General features: G+C 58.7%; 16 protein-coding genes. 6 read left to right on the top strand and 10 right to left on the bottom strand.

The window, feature by feature from the left end:
• Positions 1-23: 23 nt before the first annotated feature.
• The 7 genes from BMY84_RS22535 to BMY84_RS22500 form a co-directional block, all read right to left on the bottom strand.
• Positions 24-644, bottom strand: coding sequence for a hypothetical protein (locus BMY84_RS22535; protein ID WP_143075130.1), 621 nt, complete (start codon positions 642-644; stop codon positions 24-26).
• Between the two features lie 465 nt (positions 645-1,109).
• A complete protein-coding gene (locus tag BMY84_RS22525) occupies positions 1,110-2,468 on the bottom strand; it encodes a hypothetical protein (protein WP_093086764.1) in 1,359 nt (452 codons plus the stop codon).
• 48 nt (positions 2,469-2,516) lie between these two features.
• Positions 2,517-3,335 carry a caspase family protein gene (locus BMY84_RS22520; protein ID WP_093086762.1) on the bottom strand — a complete coding sequence of 273 codons (819 nt, stop codon included), beginning with the start codon at positions 3,333-3,335 and terminating at the stop codon, positions 2,517-2,519.
• Positions 3,336-3,945: 610 nt separating this feature from the next.
• Positions 3,946-4,419 carry a MucR family transcriptional regulator gene (locus BMY84_RS22515; protein ID WP_093086761.1) on the bottom strand — a complete coding sequence of 158 codons (474 nt, stop codon included), beginning with the start codon at positions 4,417-4,419 and terminating at the stop codon, positions 3,946-3,948.
• Between the two features lie 283 nt (positions 4,420-4,702).
• Positions 4,703-7,564, bottom strand: coding sequence for an AAA family ATPase (locus BMY84_RS22510; RefSeq protein WP_093086759.1), 2,862 nt, complete (start codon positions 7,562-7,564; stop codon positions 4,703-4,705).
• On the bottom strand, positions 7,561-8,142 hold the full coding sequence (locus BMY84_RS22505) for a hypothetical protein (protein WP_093086758.1): 582 nt from the start codon (positions 8,140-8,142) through the stop codon (positions 7,561-7,563). Before BMY84_RS22505 ends, BMY84_RS22510 begins: the two co-directional genes overlap by 4 nt.
• Positions 8,139-9,986, bottom strand: coding sequence for an ABC-three component system protein (locus BMY84_RS22500; protein WP_093086756.1), 1,848 nt, complete (start codon positions 9,984-9,986; stop codon positions 8,139-8,141). Before BMY84_RS22500 ends, BMY84_RS22505 begins: the two co-directional genes overlap by 4 nt.
• A 262-nt stretch (positions 9,987-10,248) precedes the next feature.
• Here BMY84_RS22500 and BMY84_RS22495 point away from each other — a divergent pair, with 262 nt between their 5' ends.
• A complete protein-coding gene (locus BMY84_RS22495) occupies positions 10,249-10,623 on the top strand; it encodes an excalibur calcium-binding domain-containing protein (protein ID WP_093086755.1) in 375 nt (124 codons plus the stop codon).
• A 234-nt stretch (positions 10,624-10,857) separates the two neighbouring features.
• Here the strand turns inward: BMY84_RS22495 and BMY84_RS22490 are convergent, their stop codons facing one another.
• The gene (locus BMY84_RS22490; RefSeq protein WP_143075129.1) at positions 10,858-12,447 is read right to left on the bottom strand and encodes a hypothetical protein; all 1,590 of its coding nucleotides are present in this window, start codon (positions 12,445-12,447) and stop codon (positions 10,858-10,860) included.
• A gap of 143 nt (positions 12,448-12,590) precedes the next feature.
• On the opposite strand from BMY84_RS22490, the gene BMY84_RS22480 reads away from it, so the two are divergent.
• Positions 12,591-13,049 (top strand): hypothetical protein, encoded by a 459-nt coding sequence (locus BMY84_RS22480; protein WP_093086750.1) that lies wholly within the window; start codon positions 12,591-12,593, stop codon positions 13,047-13,049.
• 302 nt (positions 13,050-13,351) lie between these two features.
• Positions 13,352-13,789 (top strand): hypothetical protein, encoded by a 438-nt coding sequence (locus BMY84_RS22475; RefSeq protein WP_093086749.1) that lies wholly within the window; start codon positions 13,352-13,354, stop codon positions 13,787-13,789.
• A gap of 22 nt (positions 13,790-13,811) precedes the next feature.
• On the opposite strand, the gene BMY84_RS22470 is transcribed toward BMY84_RS22475, so the two are convergent.
• Positions 13,812-14,201, bottom strand: a complete 390-nt coding sequence (locus BMY84_RS22470) for a hypothetical protein (protein WP_093086747.1) — start codon at positions 14,199-14,201, stop codon at positions 13,812-13,814.
• A gap of 161 nt (positions 14,202-14,362) precedes the next feature.
• On the opposite strand from BMY84_RS22470, the gene BMY84_RS22465 reads away from it, so the two are divergent.
• The 3 genes from BMY84_RS22465 (at position 14,363) to BMY84_RS22450 (ending at position 16,902) form a co-directional block, all read left to right on the top strand.
• A complete protein-coding gene (locus BMY84_RS22465) occupies positions 14,363-14,572 on the top strand; it encodes a DUF5818 domain-containing protein (protein ID WP_093086746.1) in 210 nt (69 codons plus the stop codon).
• 741 nt (positions 14,573-15,313) lie between these two features.
• The gene (locus BMY84_RS22455) at positions 15,314-15,808 is read left to right on the top strand and encodes a DUF736 domain-containing protein (protein ID WP_093086743.1); all 495 of its coding nucleotides are present in this window, start codon (positions 15,314-15,316) and stop codon (positions 15,806-15,808) included.
• A gap of 80 nt (positions 15,809-15,888) precedes the next feature.
• On the top strand, positions 15,889-16,902 hold the full coding sequence (locus tag BMY84_RS22450) for a DUF2493 domain-containing protein (RefSeq protein WP_093086741.1): 1,014 nt from the start codon (positions 15,889-15,891) through the stop codon (positions 16,900-16,902).
• Positions 16,903-16,981: 79 nt separating this feature from the next.
• Here BMY84_RS22450 and BMY84_RS22445 read toward each other — a convergent pair whose 3' ends face one another.
• Entirely contained in the window at positions 16,982-17,323 is a 342-nt protein-coding gene (locus tag BMY84_RS22445; protein WP_256215367.1) for a hypothetical protein, read from the bottom strand.
• Positions 17,324-17,443 lie beyond the last annotated feature (120 nt).

Here is a 17,443-nt window from a genome sequence, read left to right as displayed (position 1 = left end):
GCATAAGATGCGCGCCCGGACTATCATGCGTTTGTACCTGCAAATTTCTCCAGGCCCGCACCGGCTTCTGGGGTGATTCGCTGCAAATCGCGGAAATAGGGTTCGAAATTACTCCAGAAAGATTTCGCATAGGCGTCAAACACAGCGTGCGCCGTCTCTGCGTCGCAGATGTTGCGATCGACACAGACCTGCAAGCTCGAGAAGAAGCCGGCTATCTGGCCAATCTCATTTTCGAGCCCCTTGTTGCCCTCGCTTCCAAACACAAGTGCCAAGGCTGCCTTGTCCGCCCTGGCGGCAATCAGCTCTGGGTCCTTTGGCCGGTCTGTGCCAGCCTCTGCTTCTGTCCGCAGAGCGCGGGCCTTTTCCGCCAGCGCCTTGCCCACTGCTTGGCGCACCCCAAGATATTCCGAACCATCAAACCGGCTGGCAAATTCAAGTGTCCTTGTGACACGCATATCGTTGCGTTGATCGAAATATTCACGCGCTGCGATCACAGCACCGATCATCAACGCAAGCTTGGCCAGCACTTCTATCTGTTCGATGAGTGTGCGCGGTAGCCATGGCGGGTTCATCGGCAGCTCTTCAGATCGATCTGCAACGAATTCGCTATGCTCTGACGCACGTTCAACTTTTTCATCAGGCATCTGGCGCTATCCTTGGTAAGAAGCGCATAGGCTTTAGACCCGCCGGCGCCCGTCTCCTGAGCTTTGCGGAGGTCTGGCACCGGCTCGATCCTGACCTTTTCCTTGGCTGCCTGGCAAGACAGGGGCAAAAGAATGGGATCGCGTCCATCCCTGATCAGACGCCGAAGTCTTTGGCTGATGCACCCGATATCGCTGCGCGCTACTATCACGCTGACATCGCAATCGGGGCATCGCGGCGCTGCCTGCACCGTCTCTGAAGCCAATGTCAGAGACGCACAAGCAAGAAGCGTGATTTTACTGCGCATGCTATCCCCCAACAAGCCGGCCTGAGCCTATCAATAGAGGCCCCAAGAGACAATCAGCGACACAGGATATCATAAGATTTTAATTGCTTCGTGATGCTGCGCTTCGTCACGTCGGTCGATTATCGCGCTCCTTTTGTTCCAAGCCAAAGCCAACATCTGGTCAATTGGCGTCTTTGAGGTCGCCTTCAGATTTGACCGCATTCTTGCTGCTCTCCTCCTGCAATTCTCGCAACTCCTTCTCTACCTTAAGGCGATCGATCTTGCGCTGGATCGCACCTGTTTTGGCATCGCGCATGGTCTCGGCCGCAGCCAGGCCTCCGGCAAGCGCTTCGGCAAACTGACTTCCGCCACCCACCGCATTGGTGCCCATTGCGACCATCTTACCTTCTGCCGTGAATTCTGCTGACGAGCCTTTGGTTTCAAACATGCCGCTGCCGAGCGGGAGGATAAAATAATCGGAGAATTGCGCGACTGAAACAGTCTTCCTCGTGAGCGTATCGTCTATGACGCTATCGAGCGAGCAGGGGGCTTTGGTTGGATTGTCCCACAGTTCGACAACGACGGAAGCGGGGTTGAAGTAGACGAAGTGGTTCAGGCGCTTCGTTGCCGTTAATTCACCGTCCTTAAGATAGGCTGCACGCCACGCCTTCAAGCTTGGCGTTTCGATCGGTTCGGATCGTGCGAACGCTGCTTTCGATACAATGAAACGCGCGCAAAAGCCCCCTTTTCCGACGTTCATATCGGGTATCTGTTCGCGTTCGGCGGTGTCAAACCATAATGTGGGATTGATCGGGGGCAGATCGAACGCCTCCCTGTAACTGCCGTCAGGGCGTGCCGCGCCAATGGCCTTGGCTTTTGCCCGGCTTTGCGTGAGCGTGACGCTTGTCGAGAGAGTCAGCGCATCTTCAAGTTCGGCTTGTTCGGTTTTCAGCTGTTCCAGGACTTCGGCGCGGATAGAGCCCAACGCGACCCCGTTGGCGACTGCGGCTTCTATCGTCTCGATTCTGTCGGAGACGTCCTGCCAGCGCGCAACCTTTTTGAGGATATCGGATTTGCATGCGACCTTGAGCTTGTGCTCGAAGATGGGCGAAACGACCCCCTTTGATCCGAGAGGAACATTAGCCGCTAGCATGGTCGTGAGCGTGCCGGTGACGCCGAAGCTGGCAAAACCCGCCGCCGTTTTGGCCAGGGTAGCCAGGACGGCTCCCCCTTTGCCTTCACCTTCGGCATTGATCGTCTTGAGCATGCCATTTTCATAATAGGTAAGCGCGAGTTTTCGGCTGCCCAGAAATGGACTGTTGGGATTGAGGCGCACAAGTTCGCCGGGCTTCGCGGTCGATGCTACGACAGCCTGGGTCACATAATCGGGCTTGGGGGCATCGAGGGTGGGGCAGCGGATGAGGCGCGCCTGCCACCCGGCAATGACCGTCGAACGTGGCAGTTGATATGTGACTTCCTGTGCGCCGACCTGCGTCGCGGCCGCGAGCAGGAGCGTCGCTGCAATAAGCTTTAATAGCATGTTGTTGTCCTTGAGAGCTGCGCAGCGCGGCAAAAGGCGCTGCAGCGTTTAGAGACTGAAGGCGCGGCCCTGTTCGAAGGCGGCGTTTGTAGAGCCCACCGTCATGTAGTTTGGCGACTGATCAGACGGCAGTTTTGCCCGCACCGCCTTTGCAAGTGCCTTATAGCTCCCGGTAAAGCTGTCATCGCTCCATGTGGAGAGCAGGGCGCCGGTGAAGGCGCCATTGAAAGGACCATCCATCGAAAGCTGATTGTCCTGACAGCCTGAGACGAGGATGACCGAGCATGCCGGCTCCCCTGGCGCAGCTTTTGAGAGAAGCGCGTCATAAAATTCGCGATTCTTATAATAGGTGCGTGGTACGATCTCAGCTGGCATGAGCCTTGCTGCCGCCCAGGCAGGTGTTTCAAGCGATCCCAGTGAGAAGCGTGGAGTCCGCCAATATTTCAGGATAGTGCCGCTGTGGCAGCTGTCGGAGAAGACGGCGATCCTGACTCCTGAGGTAAATTTCGCCCAGGCGCTGTATATCTCATCGTCAATGAGTTGGCCGTTATAGAGACACCAGGTTTCATCCAGACCGTCTGCCTCATCCTTGTTGCGGTCTGGAAGCTGTCCGCCATGGCCCGAATAGCTGATGATCAGGGTGTCGCCATTGGCAAGCTCGCTCGCCAGTGTATCAAACTGGGCAAGAACCGCTTCGCGCGTCGCCGCCTGTGTCAGCAACTTGCGCGCGGTAAATCCCTGGCGGCTGCAGAGGTCCGCCATTGCATGGGCATCGGCCTCGCAGGCATTGAGTGGTCCAGACCATCCATCATAATGGGCCGGGTCTACGAGATTTAAACCGATATGAAGCGAAATTCCCTTGGCCATGCTTTCCTCCAGGACGCTCTTGCGCGAATGTCTGCGGAAGCGCCTCAAGAAATACTGCTATCGAGAGATGGTCCGCGTAACATTTCGGATATAATCATTATCTAAAAGAATTCGCGCGACCGAATTTTATTCGTGTTTCGATTTAAGGATATCAACAGTTATTGATTCGTCAATGGGCGTTATTCCAGAAAAATAACGATATTGGATATTATGCACGTTCCAGATATGTCAGTAGATAAGAATGAATTTTTTTGAAGTTTACGCCATGTGCCGCCATGGAATAGGGCGAGCCATCGCAGACAGGCATGATAGCCGATGTCATTGGGTGCCCGACCTATGCGGCACTCGCAATATATTGACGTAGATCGACCGCGTTGAAGTTTTTTATGACCACGATTTCACCCGGATGCGTCGCAATGCTGCTGGCATCATCATCAACATCATGGTCGCGCGCGGCTTTACACCATGCGCCCATGTGGCGTTTTAGCAGGCAGTGGACGTTCATACGCGCTTGAGTGTGAACCTCTCATTTGCCTGTCTATATCGTGGGGCGGCATCGGCGTGATCGTAGCGGACGGGACCATCTCGATCACGCCGGCCAGTTTGCTTGTTAGTCGGCAGGCGCTTTGGCAGTCTTTTTCGTTGCCTTTGGCGCGGCAGCCTTGCCATTCTGTACGGGCTTGCGACCCAGGCCGATTTTATGGGCCAGTTCCTTGCGCTGCTGCGCGTAGTTCGGGGCAACCATTGGATAATCAGCGGGCAGGCCCCATTTGGCGCGGTAATCGTCAGGAGTCATCTGATAATGCGTCATAAGGTGCCGCTTGAGCATCTTAAGTTTCTTGCCATCTTCTAGGCAGACGATGAAATCGGGCTTTATCGACGCACGAATTGAGACAGCGGGTTCCGGCTTTTCCACATGAGGCTGAGCGGGCTTGGAAAGTCCGGTAAGAGCGCTATGAATGTTAGCGATCAGAGTGGCGACATCACCTACCGCCACGCTGTTGTTGGAAACATGAGCTGCAACGATATCTGCTGTCAATGTTACAAGCAATTCGCCTGCGTCATCGATATTGGTCGTTTCCATCTGCGATCCTTTTATGATTGGTATCGCGCATATAAAGGCAAATGATCTCAACTCACCCCTGCGAGTTTGGGCTAACCTCAAGCGCAACTATGATCCCTCAAATTTTGTTCGGTAAGGCTGGGGGCGTTCGCCCTGGCCGTGCTTCTATGCGATCGCGCCGTCTGTGACTGCCCTTTAGGCAAGCCTCTTCGTCTCCTCAAATCTACCCACCAATATCATATCGGTAATCTATCCAGATATTGTGCCGCTCGTATAGTGAGGCGCCTTTGACGCTGAACCCCGCTCACGCTGCTTGGGCTGGATAGACCTGCGTCATCGTCACCCCGGATCTGCCATTGCCTCCAAGTTCAATAACTCTCAGGGGTGGCGAGACCCCTTCTGGCGTCGGCACCTCTTTTATGGCCGCAAATTTCTCGATCAGGTGCCGAGCCAGCGACCGGCTTGCCGTGGTGAGGACTATATTGAGCCGGTTGCTGCTTTCCATCACGGTTGCCCGGAAAATGTCCAGCAGCCCCACCCTGTTGAGATCATCCAGATGCGTCATGGGCTCATCGAGAAAGAAGGTGCCTCCAATCCCGCGGGCGCGAGCAAGGAAGAGCGCGAGGGCGAAATCCTGTCGCTGTCCCTGGCTGAAATCCGTGCCTGGCTCAAAGCCCTTGCCCTGGGCACTGGCGCTCCAGTGCATCGGTTGGGCCGCGCTACCCAGTGTGACATTGTCGAAGACATGATTTGCATGCATGCGGGCAAACAGCGGATTGACGACCTGTTCCAGTTCCCTGAATTGCTGGGAACTTACCTCCTGATAGCTGGTGCTGAAGGTTGCCGCTGCACGGCGTGCCGCCTTGATCTGGCGATCGAGCGTTTCATGCTCCTTCCGGATCGGATTGAGACCCTCACTCAGCGCCGAGAGTTGAACGTGCTGCTTTTCGATATCCCAAACAGCGTTTGCCGCAGAAAGTTGCCCCTCGACTTCGTTGAGCTCCAACCGTTCGTGGCTCATCCCCTTGAGCGCTTCGCTCAGGATGTTGAGCGTGGGTTCCGCTTCGGGCAAGATATCCGTCCATAGCATATCGAATTCGGCGACATTTTCTCGGGCGCTTACGAGCAATGTTTGTGCTTCTTTCAGTCGCTCCATCTGACCTGCATAATATGCGCGCGCTTCGCTTCGATCGTTTTCGATCCTGCTTATCTCCAGAACTACGGATTCGAGTTGGATGCGGGCTTCCTGGGTTGCTTCCCAGATCCTGGCTTCGACACGCGTCGTGAGTTCAGATGCCGGAAAATCCAGTACGGCTTTCAGGTCATCTGTCTGGGGCTGAAAAATCTGTGCAGCCTCAAAGCCATCGGTGAGCTTGGCAAGTCTGGCTGCGACCGCCAGGCGTTGATCTTCGTCCTCAATCGCCTGGTCGACATGCGGGCTGAGACCAAGATCGTTCATCACGCGGACGAACCTGTCGGCGACCAGGCCCAGATCGGCTATGTGGGCTTTGACGCTTTGCGCACGATCTGCCCGCTTGTCGGCTGACGCAACGCGGGCTCTGGCATCATCTGCGGCTTGCGATGTTGCGACAGCCTCTGCCTGGGCGGCCTTCACCAGAGCGGGCGCTGAACCGAGCGCATCCTCAATGGCTGCGCGCAACTGCATGACGCTGCCCCACTCATGTCTGCATAAAGGGCATTCGTCCGTTTCCAGCGGGTGTTCCTGGAGCAGAAGCTGGCGTGCGGTAGCCTGGAGCTGCGCGACAGGCCCCTGGGTCGCCTTTAGGCGATCGCTTGCCTGGTCCGCTATCCGGGCAAGCTGATCGGCTTTGGCCTTCAGTTCCAGACTCTCGCTTTCGGTCGCGAGGCCAGCCTCGATGATCGACAACTCTGCTTCCAGGGTCGTGCGGTGGCGGATGCTCCGGAGATAGGCTGTACGTGCCTCCCTCGCCTCGGCGAGACGCGCGTGACGCCCATTTATGGTTTCCTCTGACCACGCGCATTCCGGCACTGCGTCCAATAGCTGCACGAAGCTGAGATTTTTTGCGCGCGCCGTCGGGAGGGACGGTAAATCCTGTGTGATGCTGTTGGCCAGTAAGATGAGATCGTCGCGCGTACCTGCAAGCACACGCAAGGTCTTTCCAAGGGCCCGACGCCTTGTTGTAGAGGTCGTATACGCCTCTTCGAGCCTGGCCACCTTTTCGGCGAGCGCTATGGTCTGATCGCTAAGAGCGCGCTCCCGTCCGGTGAGTTCGCTGATCAAAACCTTATCATGCTGGGCCGCATCCCATCGGGCCTCGAGCGCGCGCAGTGTCTGGCCCTTGCGCAGGAGCTGGCTCTTTCGCTCTTCGAGATGCGCCGTCAGGGCCGGGATCGCATGTCCCGGATCGGCATAAGCGATGCCGTCATAAGCCGGGCCTAGATGTTGCAGAATGTGCGCCATGATTGCATCGAGTGAAAAATGCGGACCTTGCGCTTTTCTCGCCTCCATTTCTGCCTGAAGTCTCTCGATCTGATCGGTCCGGCGGTCAATTTCAGCGCCTAACGTCCGCAGCTGGGCGGCATGGTCGGCGATGAATTTGTTGCACCTGGTCTCGGCGTCCAGCAAATGACGAATGCCAAGCAGGTCGGCAAAGACCTGTTTGCGGACATCGACTGTGTCGTCGTCGGAATCAACGAGCGCCGAGAGCTTGTCGGAGGATAGGAACCGCGTGCCCCTCAGCCATTGCTGGCGCAAATTTATGGCGCGGACCGGGTGGCTCTCTTGCGCCGCAGCGACCGGCGCGATCTTCGCAAGCAGTTCGCCTGGCCGGATTGCCTTTGGTTCATCATGTTTTTCGCCGAATTTAGCCGATTGCCCGTTCAAGTCAGCCTTTCGTTCCAGATGAAGCGGGGCATCGCCCAGATACATAGCCGCTTCTACCGACGGATCGATATCCTCGCAGAAGCGTGACCGCAGCAGCTCTGTATCGAAGCCCTTGCCATCGCGAAGCCTGTGGACCACGCCTGTGAGCAGCCATTCGGCTGCCTCGCACATGGTCGTCTTGCCTGTTCCGTTAGGTGCGTAGACGACGGTAATGGGCGCAGAGAAGTCGAATGTGATCGGATCGGTTATGCCTCTAACCGCTTTGACCATCATTTTGGAGATACGAATTGCCTGGGTCATGCAGCGCCTCCCGCCTCGGTTGGTACAGGATTCTGGTCAACCGGATTAATCTCCTTCCAAAACGCTGTGGATTCCTCATCAAGGGTCGGCCAGAATGCGCCTTCCGCAGCGGTCTTTCCATCAGGCAGACCAACGACCGTCACATCTGCTATTCGATGCCAACCTGAATTCTGGTTGGCATCATCCTTAATGACGGCAGGCCAAATGCAGTGCTTGCGACAAATTCGCGGAGACAGCTCCAGAGCGGTCACCAGTTCGCGGTCATCCTCGCTCGGAGCCTGAGGCAGGGCCAGCACAAGATACCCATCGACAGTGGGTCTGCGCTCCTTATGGCTTTCCGCTTCAAGAAGTCTGTCAAGAACGCCCTCGGCAATGATCGCCTCTTTGCGGAACATACTGGTTTCTAGCGACGTAACGGGCCAAAGCAGCAACCTGGCGTAGCTGCTCTGCCATAGGCCGGCGCCCTCTGGAAAAGCGACCGGATCCCCCGTCGGCAACGGAGCAGGTTCCAGCGCTACGCGTGCGCACAGCGGTGCCAGGGCATCACTGGCCGATCCGTTGGTAGCCGGGTGCGTCATGCAGCTTCGTCCTTCAGGCAGTCGGTGAGATACGCGAGGAACGACTGGATCTTTTCGTCCTCATTATTCTGTTCGTAATCGCCGTAGATAGCAGCTAGGCGCTGCAGGCTGACGGATGCTGCCCGACGCCGTAATTTAGGACTGCCAATATCATCCCTCATGAGGGCCAGGGCACCCGTGGCGCCGACGGCAACATGCGTTGGGGGGGCGGTCGTGATGTCATCGCGCCGCTCGGGCCTGATGGGTCCGTCCGGCAGTTCGCCCAGCGGCGACTTTCCGATGACAAGCAGGTCTGGATGTGGGGCGGTGTCGTTCATCCAGGCGCCCAGCTCGCGTTGCATCTGTCCAACGCTTCTCGACGGGTCATGCCAGATCAGCACGCTGCGGGCAGTCTCTTCCAGATGCAATTGCCCAAAATCCGTTTCCATTGCGTTCCAGGACACGCCATCGAAGGTGGACATGGTCGCAAGCGCATTGAGTGCGAGTTTCGCGGCCATTCTTGTGTCTTCCGTGTGCAGCAAATCTGCGTCCACAGCTTCCGCGCATACGCCGGTCAGAAGCAGACTGAGGATGCGCTCGGGTCGGGGCTGACCATGGGTCGAAACATGGTCCGCGATCGCCGCCACCCCCTGCCTGACCCTGGGAGACCAATCATCGCGAGCCGGATGCCTGCGCATGAAACGCACCAGTTCGCACCCATGCTGCGTGGCGGGCGGCGTTATTGGCGCATCCAGTCCATGGGCCTTGATCGGGCAGGCCATGTCGCCGTGCCAGAGGAATTTCACGCCATTGGGTACATATGGTCCCCAATATATCTCGCCTGAAACAACCATGGGACAGGTCTGCCGCAGCACCGCTCCTGCGAGCATGTCCGATGTCAGCGCTCTTGCCACCGGCAGTTGATGTTGCCCCTTTGGCAGGGAATCGAATGCGCCGTAAACGCCTGTCAGGCTGCGCCACTGATCCTGCTGCTCATCATGATGGGGCTTGTCATAGGCAATATTGCACAGGGCAACCAGGCCGCGCCGGTTTGCCATCACATCTGTCAGAAGCGATCGGATCGCAGCGACCCAGTTGGCATTATAGCCTTTTTGAAGCAGGGCGCCGACGACGAGGGCCGGTCGATCTGGGGCGCTGGCCTGAACTATCTCTCGCACCTTCGCCTGCGCGCAATCCTGATGCTGAGCAGCCAAGGGGATGAGATCGGCGCAGATCAACGGAAAAATATCGACATCGTTGAAAAGCAGATGCGTTACCGTCGACCCATATTGTATGGTCGAAAGCGCCACGGCCTCTGCATTTTGCTCGGCATGGGTTTTCAGGAGGACGAAGCAGTCGGTCCGCTCGCCGGGTTGGTGAATCCAGCACCAGCCCGCATTGACCAGCCTGACACCGCTCATTCCCTTCGCCGCGTCATCCCAGCCCAGATGCCGATGGGTCTGCCCCTCCTCATGGGGGAGCGCAGACCAGTCGAACAGCGCCTGCCCTGGCGTAGCGCCAAAGCCTGTAAACAGAATGACCGGGCGACCAGCGCCGCGCACCAGCGCATCCAGGGCGTCCCAGTCAGCAGACCCGAATGCAAATTCCGGTGCCACCATCAGCACCATATGGCCTCCCGGCAGCATTTCGGTGAGCGCAGGTCTGTTATGCCCGTCGCCGCCGACGAGGAGATGACGAAGAGGCGGGATAGACGACGCGCGCGACTGATCTCCTGCTATCGGCGCGGTATCAAGCGCAGTCTGCACAAGGCAGATATCGAGCTTGCCCTGATGGAGCAGTGACATGTCGATGGCTATCGTTGTCGCGCGATCCCCATATGTCACATTTGGTGCGCTCAACGGCATCCCCCATTTTTCGCGCGGACAGAGAGGCAAGAGCCTCTGGCGTTCAGACGCTTGCGCACGTCTCTACTCCCTATCTGCCCCACTATTTTTTTCCCCCTACGCATTGCGGCGACCATAGCGGATCAGCGTCTCGAAGCGACTGAAAAATCTTGCTTCTGTATGCTCCTGGACCGGGCCCTTCTTATGGCTCTCTACTTCGCGCTACTTGAGCCTGTGTCCCCATATTTCATATTTCGTAGCGATTTGCGTTTAGGGCGGCTCGATGACCGTTCGCAAGCCTTTCCGGGCCGTCCCGATCAAGCCATCCCCGCGGTTTATGAAGAAGCAGCGGGCGCGAGAGAGGGCGCGCATGGTGCGCCTGGGTTTGATCGCGGGGGCCGTCGGTCTTCTGGGCGGGGTAACGAGCGTTGTTGTAACCGCCGAGGGTCGGGCCCGGATCGCGGGGCTGGTTCATTCTGTCGGGATTCGGCTTGGCCTTGCGCGTGCGCGGGCGCCGCAGGCCGGTGACTATTGGGCGGGATGCGATAGTGCACGCGCGGCGGGGAGCGCGCCTATCTATAAAGGCGAGCCTGGCTATCGGGCCGAGATGGATGGTGACGACGACGGAGTGGCGTGCGAACCCTTTTATGGCGGCTGAAGGCAGGGTCTTTTCGTCATCATGGATCGCATTTGTGTTCGTGTCCGGATAGGGCATAGCCTGCTGGCTTTGCGTCAATATGGCGTCAACGCAACTTGGCGGGCACAGCGGCCTTCAATCGGATGGCTGTGCGCCTGATCGATGAATGTGCTGCCAGAAAGCGCGATTGCAGGCGGCGCTTGCCGTCGCTGTCCCATTGTTCAGTGGGAAATAGTCGGCGCGGGTCGTGCGACTTCAGTCTCCCAGCTCGCCCGGTCCGAACCAGCTCGTGATGCCAGTTATGCGGCGCGCTTCCCGTGCGAATTTCCGGAGAGCCTTCTCTCTCGGCTTGATTTTGCGCACATGCGCGAGCCGAGGATGGTCCGACACCCAGGAGATGACATCGCCCGCCTCGGACGTGCGCATGCGCACACGCGCGGCATAGGCGATCTCGTGTTCGCCCACGGGCACGCTGTTGAGGTAGAGCATCTCATAGTCCGGTTGCAGGTTGCTCTTCTCACCTCCGATCGTGGTGAAGCTTAACGGAGAAACAGTCTGCGGAGACTGTTCCATGGCGCGCAGGACAGCAAGCCCGGGCGCCGCATCAAATAATTGTCGGGACGTAAGCTTCGTGCCTGGTGCCTGCGCTTTGAGCATAGCCCATTCCACTATTTCTGCGCTCTTTGCCGCATTGTCCGCCTTGTGTGCTTCCTCATGGTCGGGGCATGGGGACAGTTCCCCTGTGATCGCCGGCGGCGTATTGATGCGACGACCTTTGATCTGGACCGTGAGCGGCTCTGAAACGGCCCAGCCGGCAATGCGATAATAGGTCGCCCAATCCGATGCGCGGGCAGATATGGTCTCCAGGTCCGGCAGGCCTGCAAATATGACGGAGCTGCCATGGCTGCCTGAACGAAGCGAGAGGTCAAGTCTGATTCTCAATAGCTTACTCCGCGCTTCCAATATCATTCGGCCTTCCCCCGATATCGCCGCAGGAACGACATAGAGATCTCCGGTGAAGGTTGTGACGGCTCCATCACCTGCGCGCGTCACCGTCACGGTGCAGGCTTCGGTCCGGCCCATCTTCATCGTCAGACTGGCGTCAACGGTCTCGAGCCCATCGTCCCAGGGAACCGGCACCTCGACAGGAATGCCGAACCGGGTGAGAAAATGCTTCGCATCGATGACCGGCAGTGACGTCAGGCCAAGAAAACCGTCGATGATTTCATCGGCAGAGGATGCCTGGACGCTCGTTTCGAGCGTCATGAACCCCTTCTCGAAGCCGAGCTGCGCGAGCTGCCGGTTTTTCTCGCGGCCATAGGAGGCCATTCCCTCTGGCATCGCCTCTTCGAAGGCCGCTTTGAGAGCGGCGCCGGTGACGGCAGGAAGGTCGATGCCCCATTTGGTCGTTTTGACCGTGAAGCTGATCTTGTTCGGCGCTTTCCCGTCGACCTGTGCCTGCCGCAGCCGCTTGAGGATTTCGGACAGGAAATCATCCGCGATATGGATGATGCGGGCGCCGACGAAGGCCAGACTCTGGTCTTCGACCTCGAAGATGACGATGAAGGCGGGACGTGCATCCTTTACGATATGCTCGAACGTACCGATGTTGAGGGAAATGCTCCCATTGCCTTGCCAGACAGTCTTGACCTGCACATGACAGGCAAGAGGGGCGGGACGGCAATCGAGGGGAGCGGCTTCAAGAAGCGGCCAGGTGACGACATAGTCCCAGCCGACGCGATCACGATCGGACTGATTGGGCTTGAGGCGCGCATCAAGGCAGAGCTCACCGAATTTCTGCTCACCTTTGGCACCGAGTTCGTCGGAATTGAGAGGACGATTCATGGCGGGATCCTACGCGGTGGCAGGGTGGTGGCACAAGGCGGGGATATGCGACCCGTCCCGGAGACCTTCCGGGCAAAGGCTCCGATCATCAATGATAGGCCGAGTCATTTTCCTTTCTGACAAGATCGAATAGGTGGCCTCGCATGGATCCCAGTTTTGCCGCACTTGTCGATAACCTCCCGGCCTCCCTCGAGAAATTACTGGCCTGCCTTGCTCATTCAGGTGGGCTAGCCCTGGCGACCTCTGTGCCTGCCCGCGCGGTCTATCTGTTTAGTGAGGGCGATGATTATCTATATGTCGGTCGCACCAACCGCCTTCGCCAGCGCTACCTCGAACATTGTCGGGGCAAGCACAATGATGCGCCTTTCGCCTTCAAACTCAGCCGCCATGAAACGGGGAATTTGAAAGAGAAGGGCGGACGCACCAGGCTGGCCCTTCAGGACGATCTGGATTTCAGCGACGCGTTCCAGAAGGCCAAGGAGCGGGTCAAGTCGATGGCTTTTCGCTGGGTTGAGGTGACAGACGCCAATGAGCAATGCCTCTTCGAGATTTACGCGACCCTGACGTTGAAAGCCCGCTTCAACGATTTCGAAAATCATTGAAGGTGTCGAAAGTCAGGCATCTCGGGTAGGATGGATTGTCCTTGCACCTCATATAGTCAGGTGGTCGTCAACGACGCAACAGGACTGATGAGCGGCATGCACGAACATTGTGAAATGTCCGGTCTTCGAGATGCAGGCATGTCGCGTTCGGCGCTGTGATGCGGCTTTGACGGTCTCGGTCTCATGGTCTCTCGCCAATCTGGCGAGGACTCTGCTTGACCGGAAGCTGTCGTTTTTCTCAATTGACCCTTATGCGGCTTATAGACGACATTGCTGCGCGGCGGGTCTGTTACAGGCGGTCCTTGCCGGCGCTTCCCGATATTCTTCTGGTCGATATTCCATCGCGCTTTGCGGGACAGGGATTGGCGCTTGATCGCTATTATCCCGTGATCCTCGAAACGGTGGCCGAGGCGTCCGAGCTCGAGGCGTTCCTGTGTGAGGATCGCCAGGTTCTGATTGCGCCCTCTCTGCTGGATCGCCGCCCATCTGCCTTCCTTGTGGGAGACTTGACCCTTGCGCGTTATGCGCCACCTGCGGCGGGCTGGCCGTGGCTCGTGCTGTGCTGCTGGCCATTGGCCTATACCAGGATGGTGCCGGTGCCGAACGATTATCTGGCACGCGGAAGCTATACAATCGAGGCATTTGCTGAGGCGGAGGAGGTCGATGCTTTCGAGCAGCAGTTTTTTGCAGGCTATGGCCCCTGTGCCAGCAGGACAATTTCTCCGGCGGGGAATGGCTGATCGTTTGGCAGTCTGGCTGGCTTTATTGTCGGAGAATCTCTGCGACCGGCCTTGCCATGTCGGCGCGCGTCTTCATGAGATCAGCGAGCCAGCATAAATGGGCGGCGGCGTCGGCAAGGGGGAGATGGCAGAGTTCTTCGAACAGTTCGTGCTGGTAGGCAAGGTCGCGGGCGAGAATGTCGTTTAGCCTCAGGCGGGCCGGGCTATCCCCGTCCATGATCTGTGCATTGGCCTCATAGGCGGCGTCAAGAAAGGCCTCGGCCAGTTCCTGTGCTTCATAATAGCCGCCGTCCAGACCCTCGCTTTGCGCCAGGCTTGCAAGCCTGCGGCGCACCAGCGGCAGGTCGGGATCGCGTATCGCGTCATCGAGCGGCAGGTTGAAATCATAGCTGGCCAGATAGTCGCGGATCATGGGTTTGTCCTTTGTGGGGAAAGGAACATAGAATGAACAGGATTGCAATGCTTCCCGTGCCTATGGCATGAGCGGCCTATGTGCCTTTTCATCTTTGCGCCTGGTTCCAGTGCTACTTTGAGGGTTGATCCGTTCCTGGCGGGATATGAGAACATCCTCCGGTGAGTGGGGGCAAGGCGCCGCTGCGACTGCGCGGGGTGATGCGGCTGGGCGAGCGGGGGCCATGGCTTGAAGAGGCGGACGGCACTGTATGGCGGATTGAAGCTGGCGAGGATTTGGCCGACTACGCGGATCGGCCTGTCCAGATCGAAGGGTGGCAGCGCGGCGCCAGTCATCTCGAACTGCTCTGGATCGGTTCTGTGGCAGGCTGATCGCCTGGGTGGTTGAGGCCTTTTGTGGTCAGTCGGGCCGGGGATCGTGCGCGGGCGGATGCCCGTCTGCGCCGGGCACCGGGCTCTATCTCCGCTGCGCTCCGACCAAGCCCCTTTGGGGTCTTGGCGGCTTTGCCGTAACGATCCCTTCCGCAGGCGTGGTGGGGCAGGGGCATTGATCCGCTGAGGGCAGTGTCCGGAGCGCGGGCTGCGCCTGTTCAGGCTTCGCCTATGGAATCGCGCGGTGCGCGATATGGTTCGTGGAGCCGGCGGACAATCCATCCCCCCTTCGCCGCCCTCGCAGGGTCCACTGCGTTGCAGACCCGGTTTCGGCCACAACGAGTTGCGTCGGCGCCAAGCTTCGCCAGGCGAAAAGTGGCCGGCGGCGTTTGTCCTTTTCAGCGGCGGCGCCGGCCCCTTTTCACCAGGCTACGCTAAGCCCCTCCCGTGCCTGTTGTGGCCAAGAGCCCGGTCCTGCGCCTTGGGACCTGCGAGGGCGGCTCCGGGTGCGATGACTTGTCGGCCGGTCCACGCTCCCTCTCCGTCGATGAGGAACCGGCCGCAGGCGACCGGTGCGTCATTTTGGCCGCTACGCGACAGTTTCGTGCTCGGGCTCACCAGGTACGATGAGAATTCTGTCAAGAAATCAATATGATAGCCGTTATGGAGCGGAGAGGGTAAGTTAAAAATGCGGATGGACAAGAAGGCCCAGGCCCGCATTTTGGATGAAAGGATGAAGTCATGAAGATCGGTAGCTTCAAATTTGACGAACGCATGAATGACATCGTCGGCAAGATCGCCACGCGCGAGCTGCATTTTCCTAACCTCATCATGCGCAAGGTGACAGATCGGCAAAGCGATACTGCACCGCTTTACGAGCTTTTCGAAACGAACCGTGCAGGCGACGAGATCCAGATAGGCGTTGTCTGGGAACGCAAGATGACGCGTAGCGAAGAGAAATTTCTGTCCGGCATGATTGACGATCCCAGTTTCCGCGAGCCGCTGCCGATTGCTCTTTTTGGAAGCGAGCGTGATGGCTTTGACGTCCAGTGGCGGCGGGAGCGGGAGCGCGAGCCGCAGGGCGGTGGCTTTGGCGGACGGTCCGGGGGTAGCCAACGGCAGGGCGGTTATGGTGGACAGCAGGGCGGCGGCTTCTCAGGCGGCAGCACCGCAGGCGTGGGCGGCGAATATACCGGCGGGGGCGCACGCGACCTCGATGACGAGGTGCCGTTCTGACCCCTCAATGAGGCGGGCCGGGACAGTGTCGTCACGCTAGCCCGGCCCTGGCCGCCATCCCTGCAACAGGAGCAAATCCCATGAGCAAGCCAACGACTTACCGGACCGTTAGCAGCTTTGCCGACCTTCCGGAACTCTATGCAGACCTCATCGCCACCTCCGATTTTCTGGCGTCGTTCGGTGACCCTGTCCCGCTGACGATCATGGAACGTGGCGACGAGCCCGCCGAACTCAACATGCCCGAACCCATCGCCGCGCAAGCCGAATGCGGCGGCATCATCGCGTCTGTTTTCGACCTGTTCACCGACACCCGGCTGGAACCCTTGGCCCCGGAAATTGCATGGGGCATCGTCAATTCACTCCATTTCGTGGCCGGAAAACTGGAGCGGCGCGAGGATCAACTGGCCGACACGATCCGCGACATGGCGCGGCGGACAGAGCCGGGCGAAGTGTTCAACAAGGAACTGGAAGAAACTCAGCTGGAATGCCAGTCCACAGCCGAGCAACGCGCCGCTATCGAGGCCATGCGGGATTATGCCGCCGCCATGTTCCGCACCTGCGCAGGGCGACCATGGTCCCCCGCGCGCGGGTCGCGCGCGTCCCATGTCACCACCGCAAGCCAGATATCCGCACTCGATTTTCTGCGCGTGCGGGCCGAAAAGCGACGGGAACGCTACGAACCCCAAGGCCCTATCGTCGTGGTCTCAGGCCCGCAAAGCTGGCATGATGGCCGCATCATCTGGAATCGGCTCGACCAGATCAGGACGCGCATCCCGCATATGGTGCTTGTCACCACCGGCCAGCGCTTGGGGGTGGATGCCGCAGCTGCGGCATGGGCCGCGCAACGGGGCATACCATGCGTCAGCTTTGGCATTTATGGCCGCGGCAAAGGCGCGGGCTTCAAGCGCAATCGCGATATCGCCGCGCTGATGCCGGTCGAGGCGATCCTGTGCGAAGGGTCGGGGATACAGGCAAGCCTCTATGAACTGTTCAACCCCCAGAGCGGGCATCGGGTGCCCACTCATGTCTTCCTTTCGAGCGATCAGGCACCCGATATTCCGATCAAACGCAAGCGGCATGTGATCGCGGCATAGATGGGATGGCGACAGAAAACGGGACCGTCCCGCATATGCGGGGCGGTCCTTTAGTCGTGCGCAGGCGCGTCCTTTTGCGCTAGGGCTGGTCTGCAGACAGGGGCTTGGCCTCGCCATGCGTCGCAGCGCTTTGCGGCTTGCGTTGCGCCTCCACAGGCTTCCCGCGTGGCGGCGGGGCAGGGGGCGCGGTTAACGCCGGCAATTGCCTGAGCGCTGCTATCGCAGCGCCGCCACCCACCCGAATGGCCTGCGACAGCACATCGCGAAATTCGCGCTCGCTCAGCTTTTCAACGGCAAGGTCCGTCGCCGCTTTTCCATATTGCGCGCGCAAAGCCCGGCGCACCGTCTCCGCCTCGCGAGCAAGATTGTGCTGATCGGCTTCTATCTTTGCGAGCCGCTCGCGTTCCGTCAATTTGGGCATGTATCGACTCCTCATTCCAAGGGTCTGCCCGCCATCTGCAACTATTCCGCAAAGCACAGGCGCTTGCAACAGTGTCGCCAGAGCGGTCATGCCCGAGGGCGACATCTGCCACGATGGGGA

Origin of the sequence: Sphingobium sp. AP50, assembly GCF_900109095.1 — a bacterium.
Taxonomy (GTDB): domain Bacteria; phylum Pseudomonadota; class Alphaproteobacteria; order Sphingomonadales; family Sphingomonadaceae; genus Sphingobium.
The sequence above is the reverse complement of the archived record's forward strand: the minus strand, read 5'-3'. Positions and strand labels throughout refer to the sequence as shown.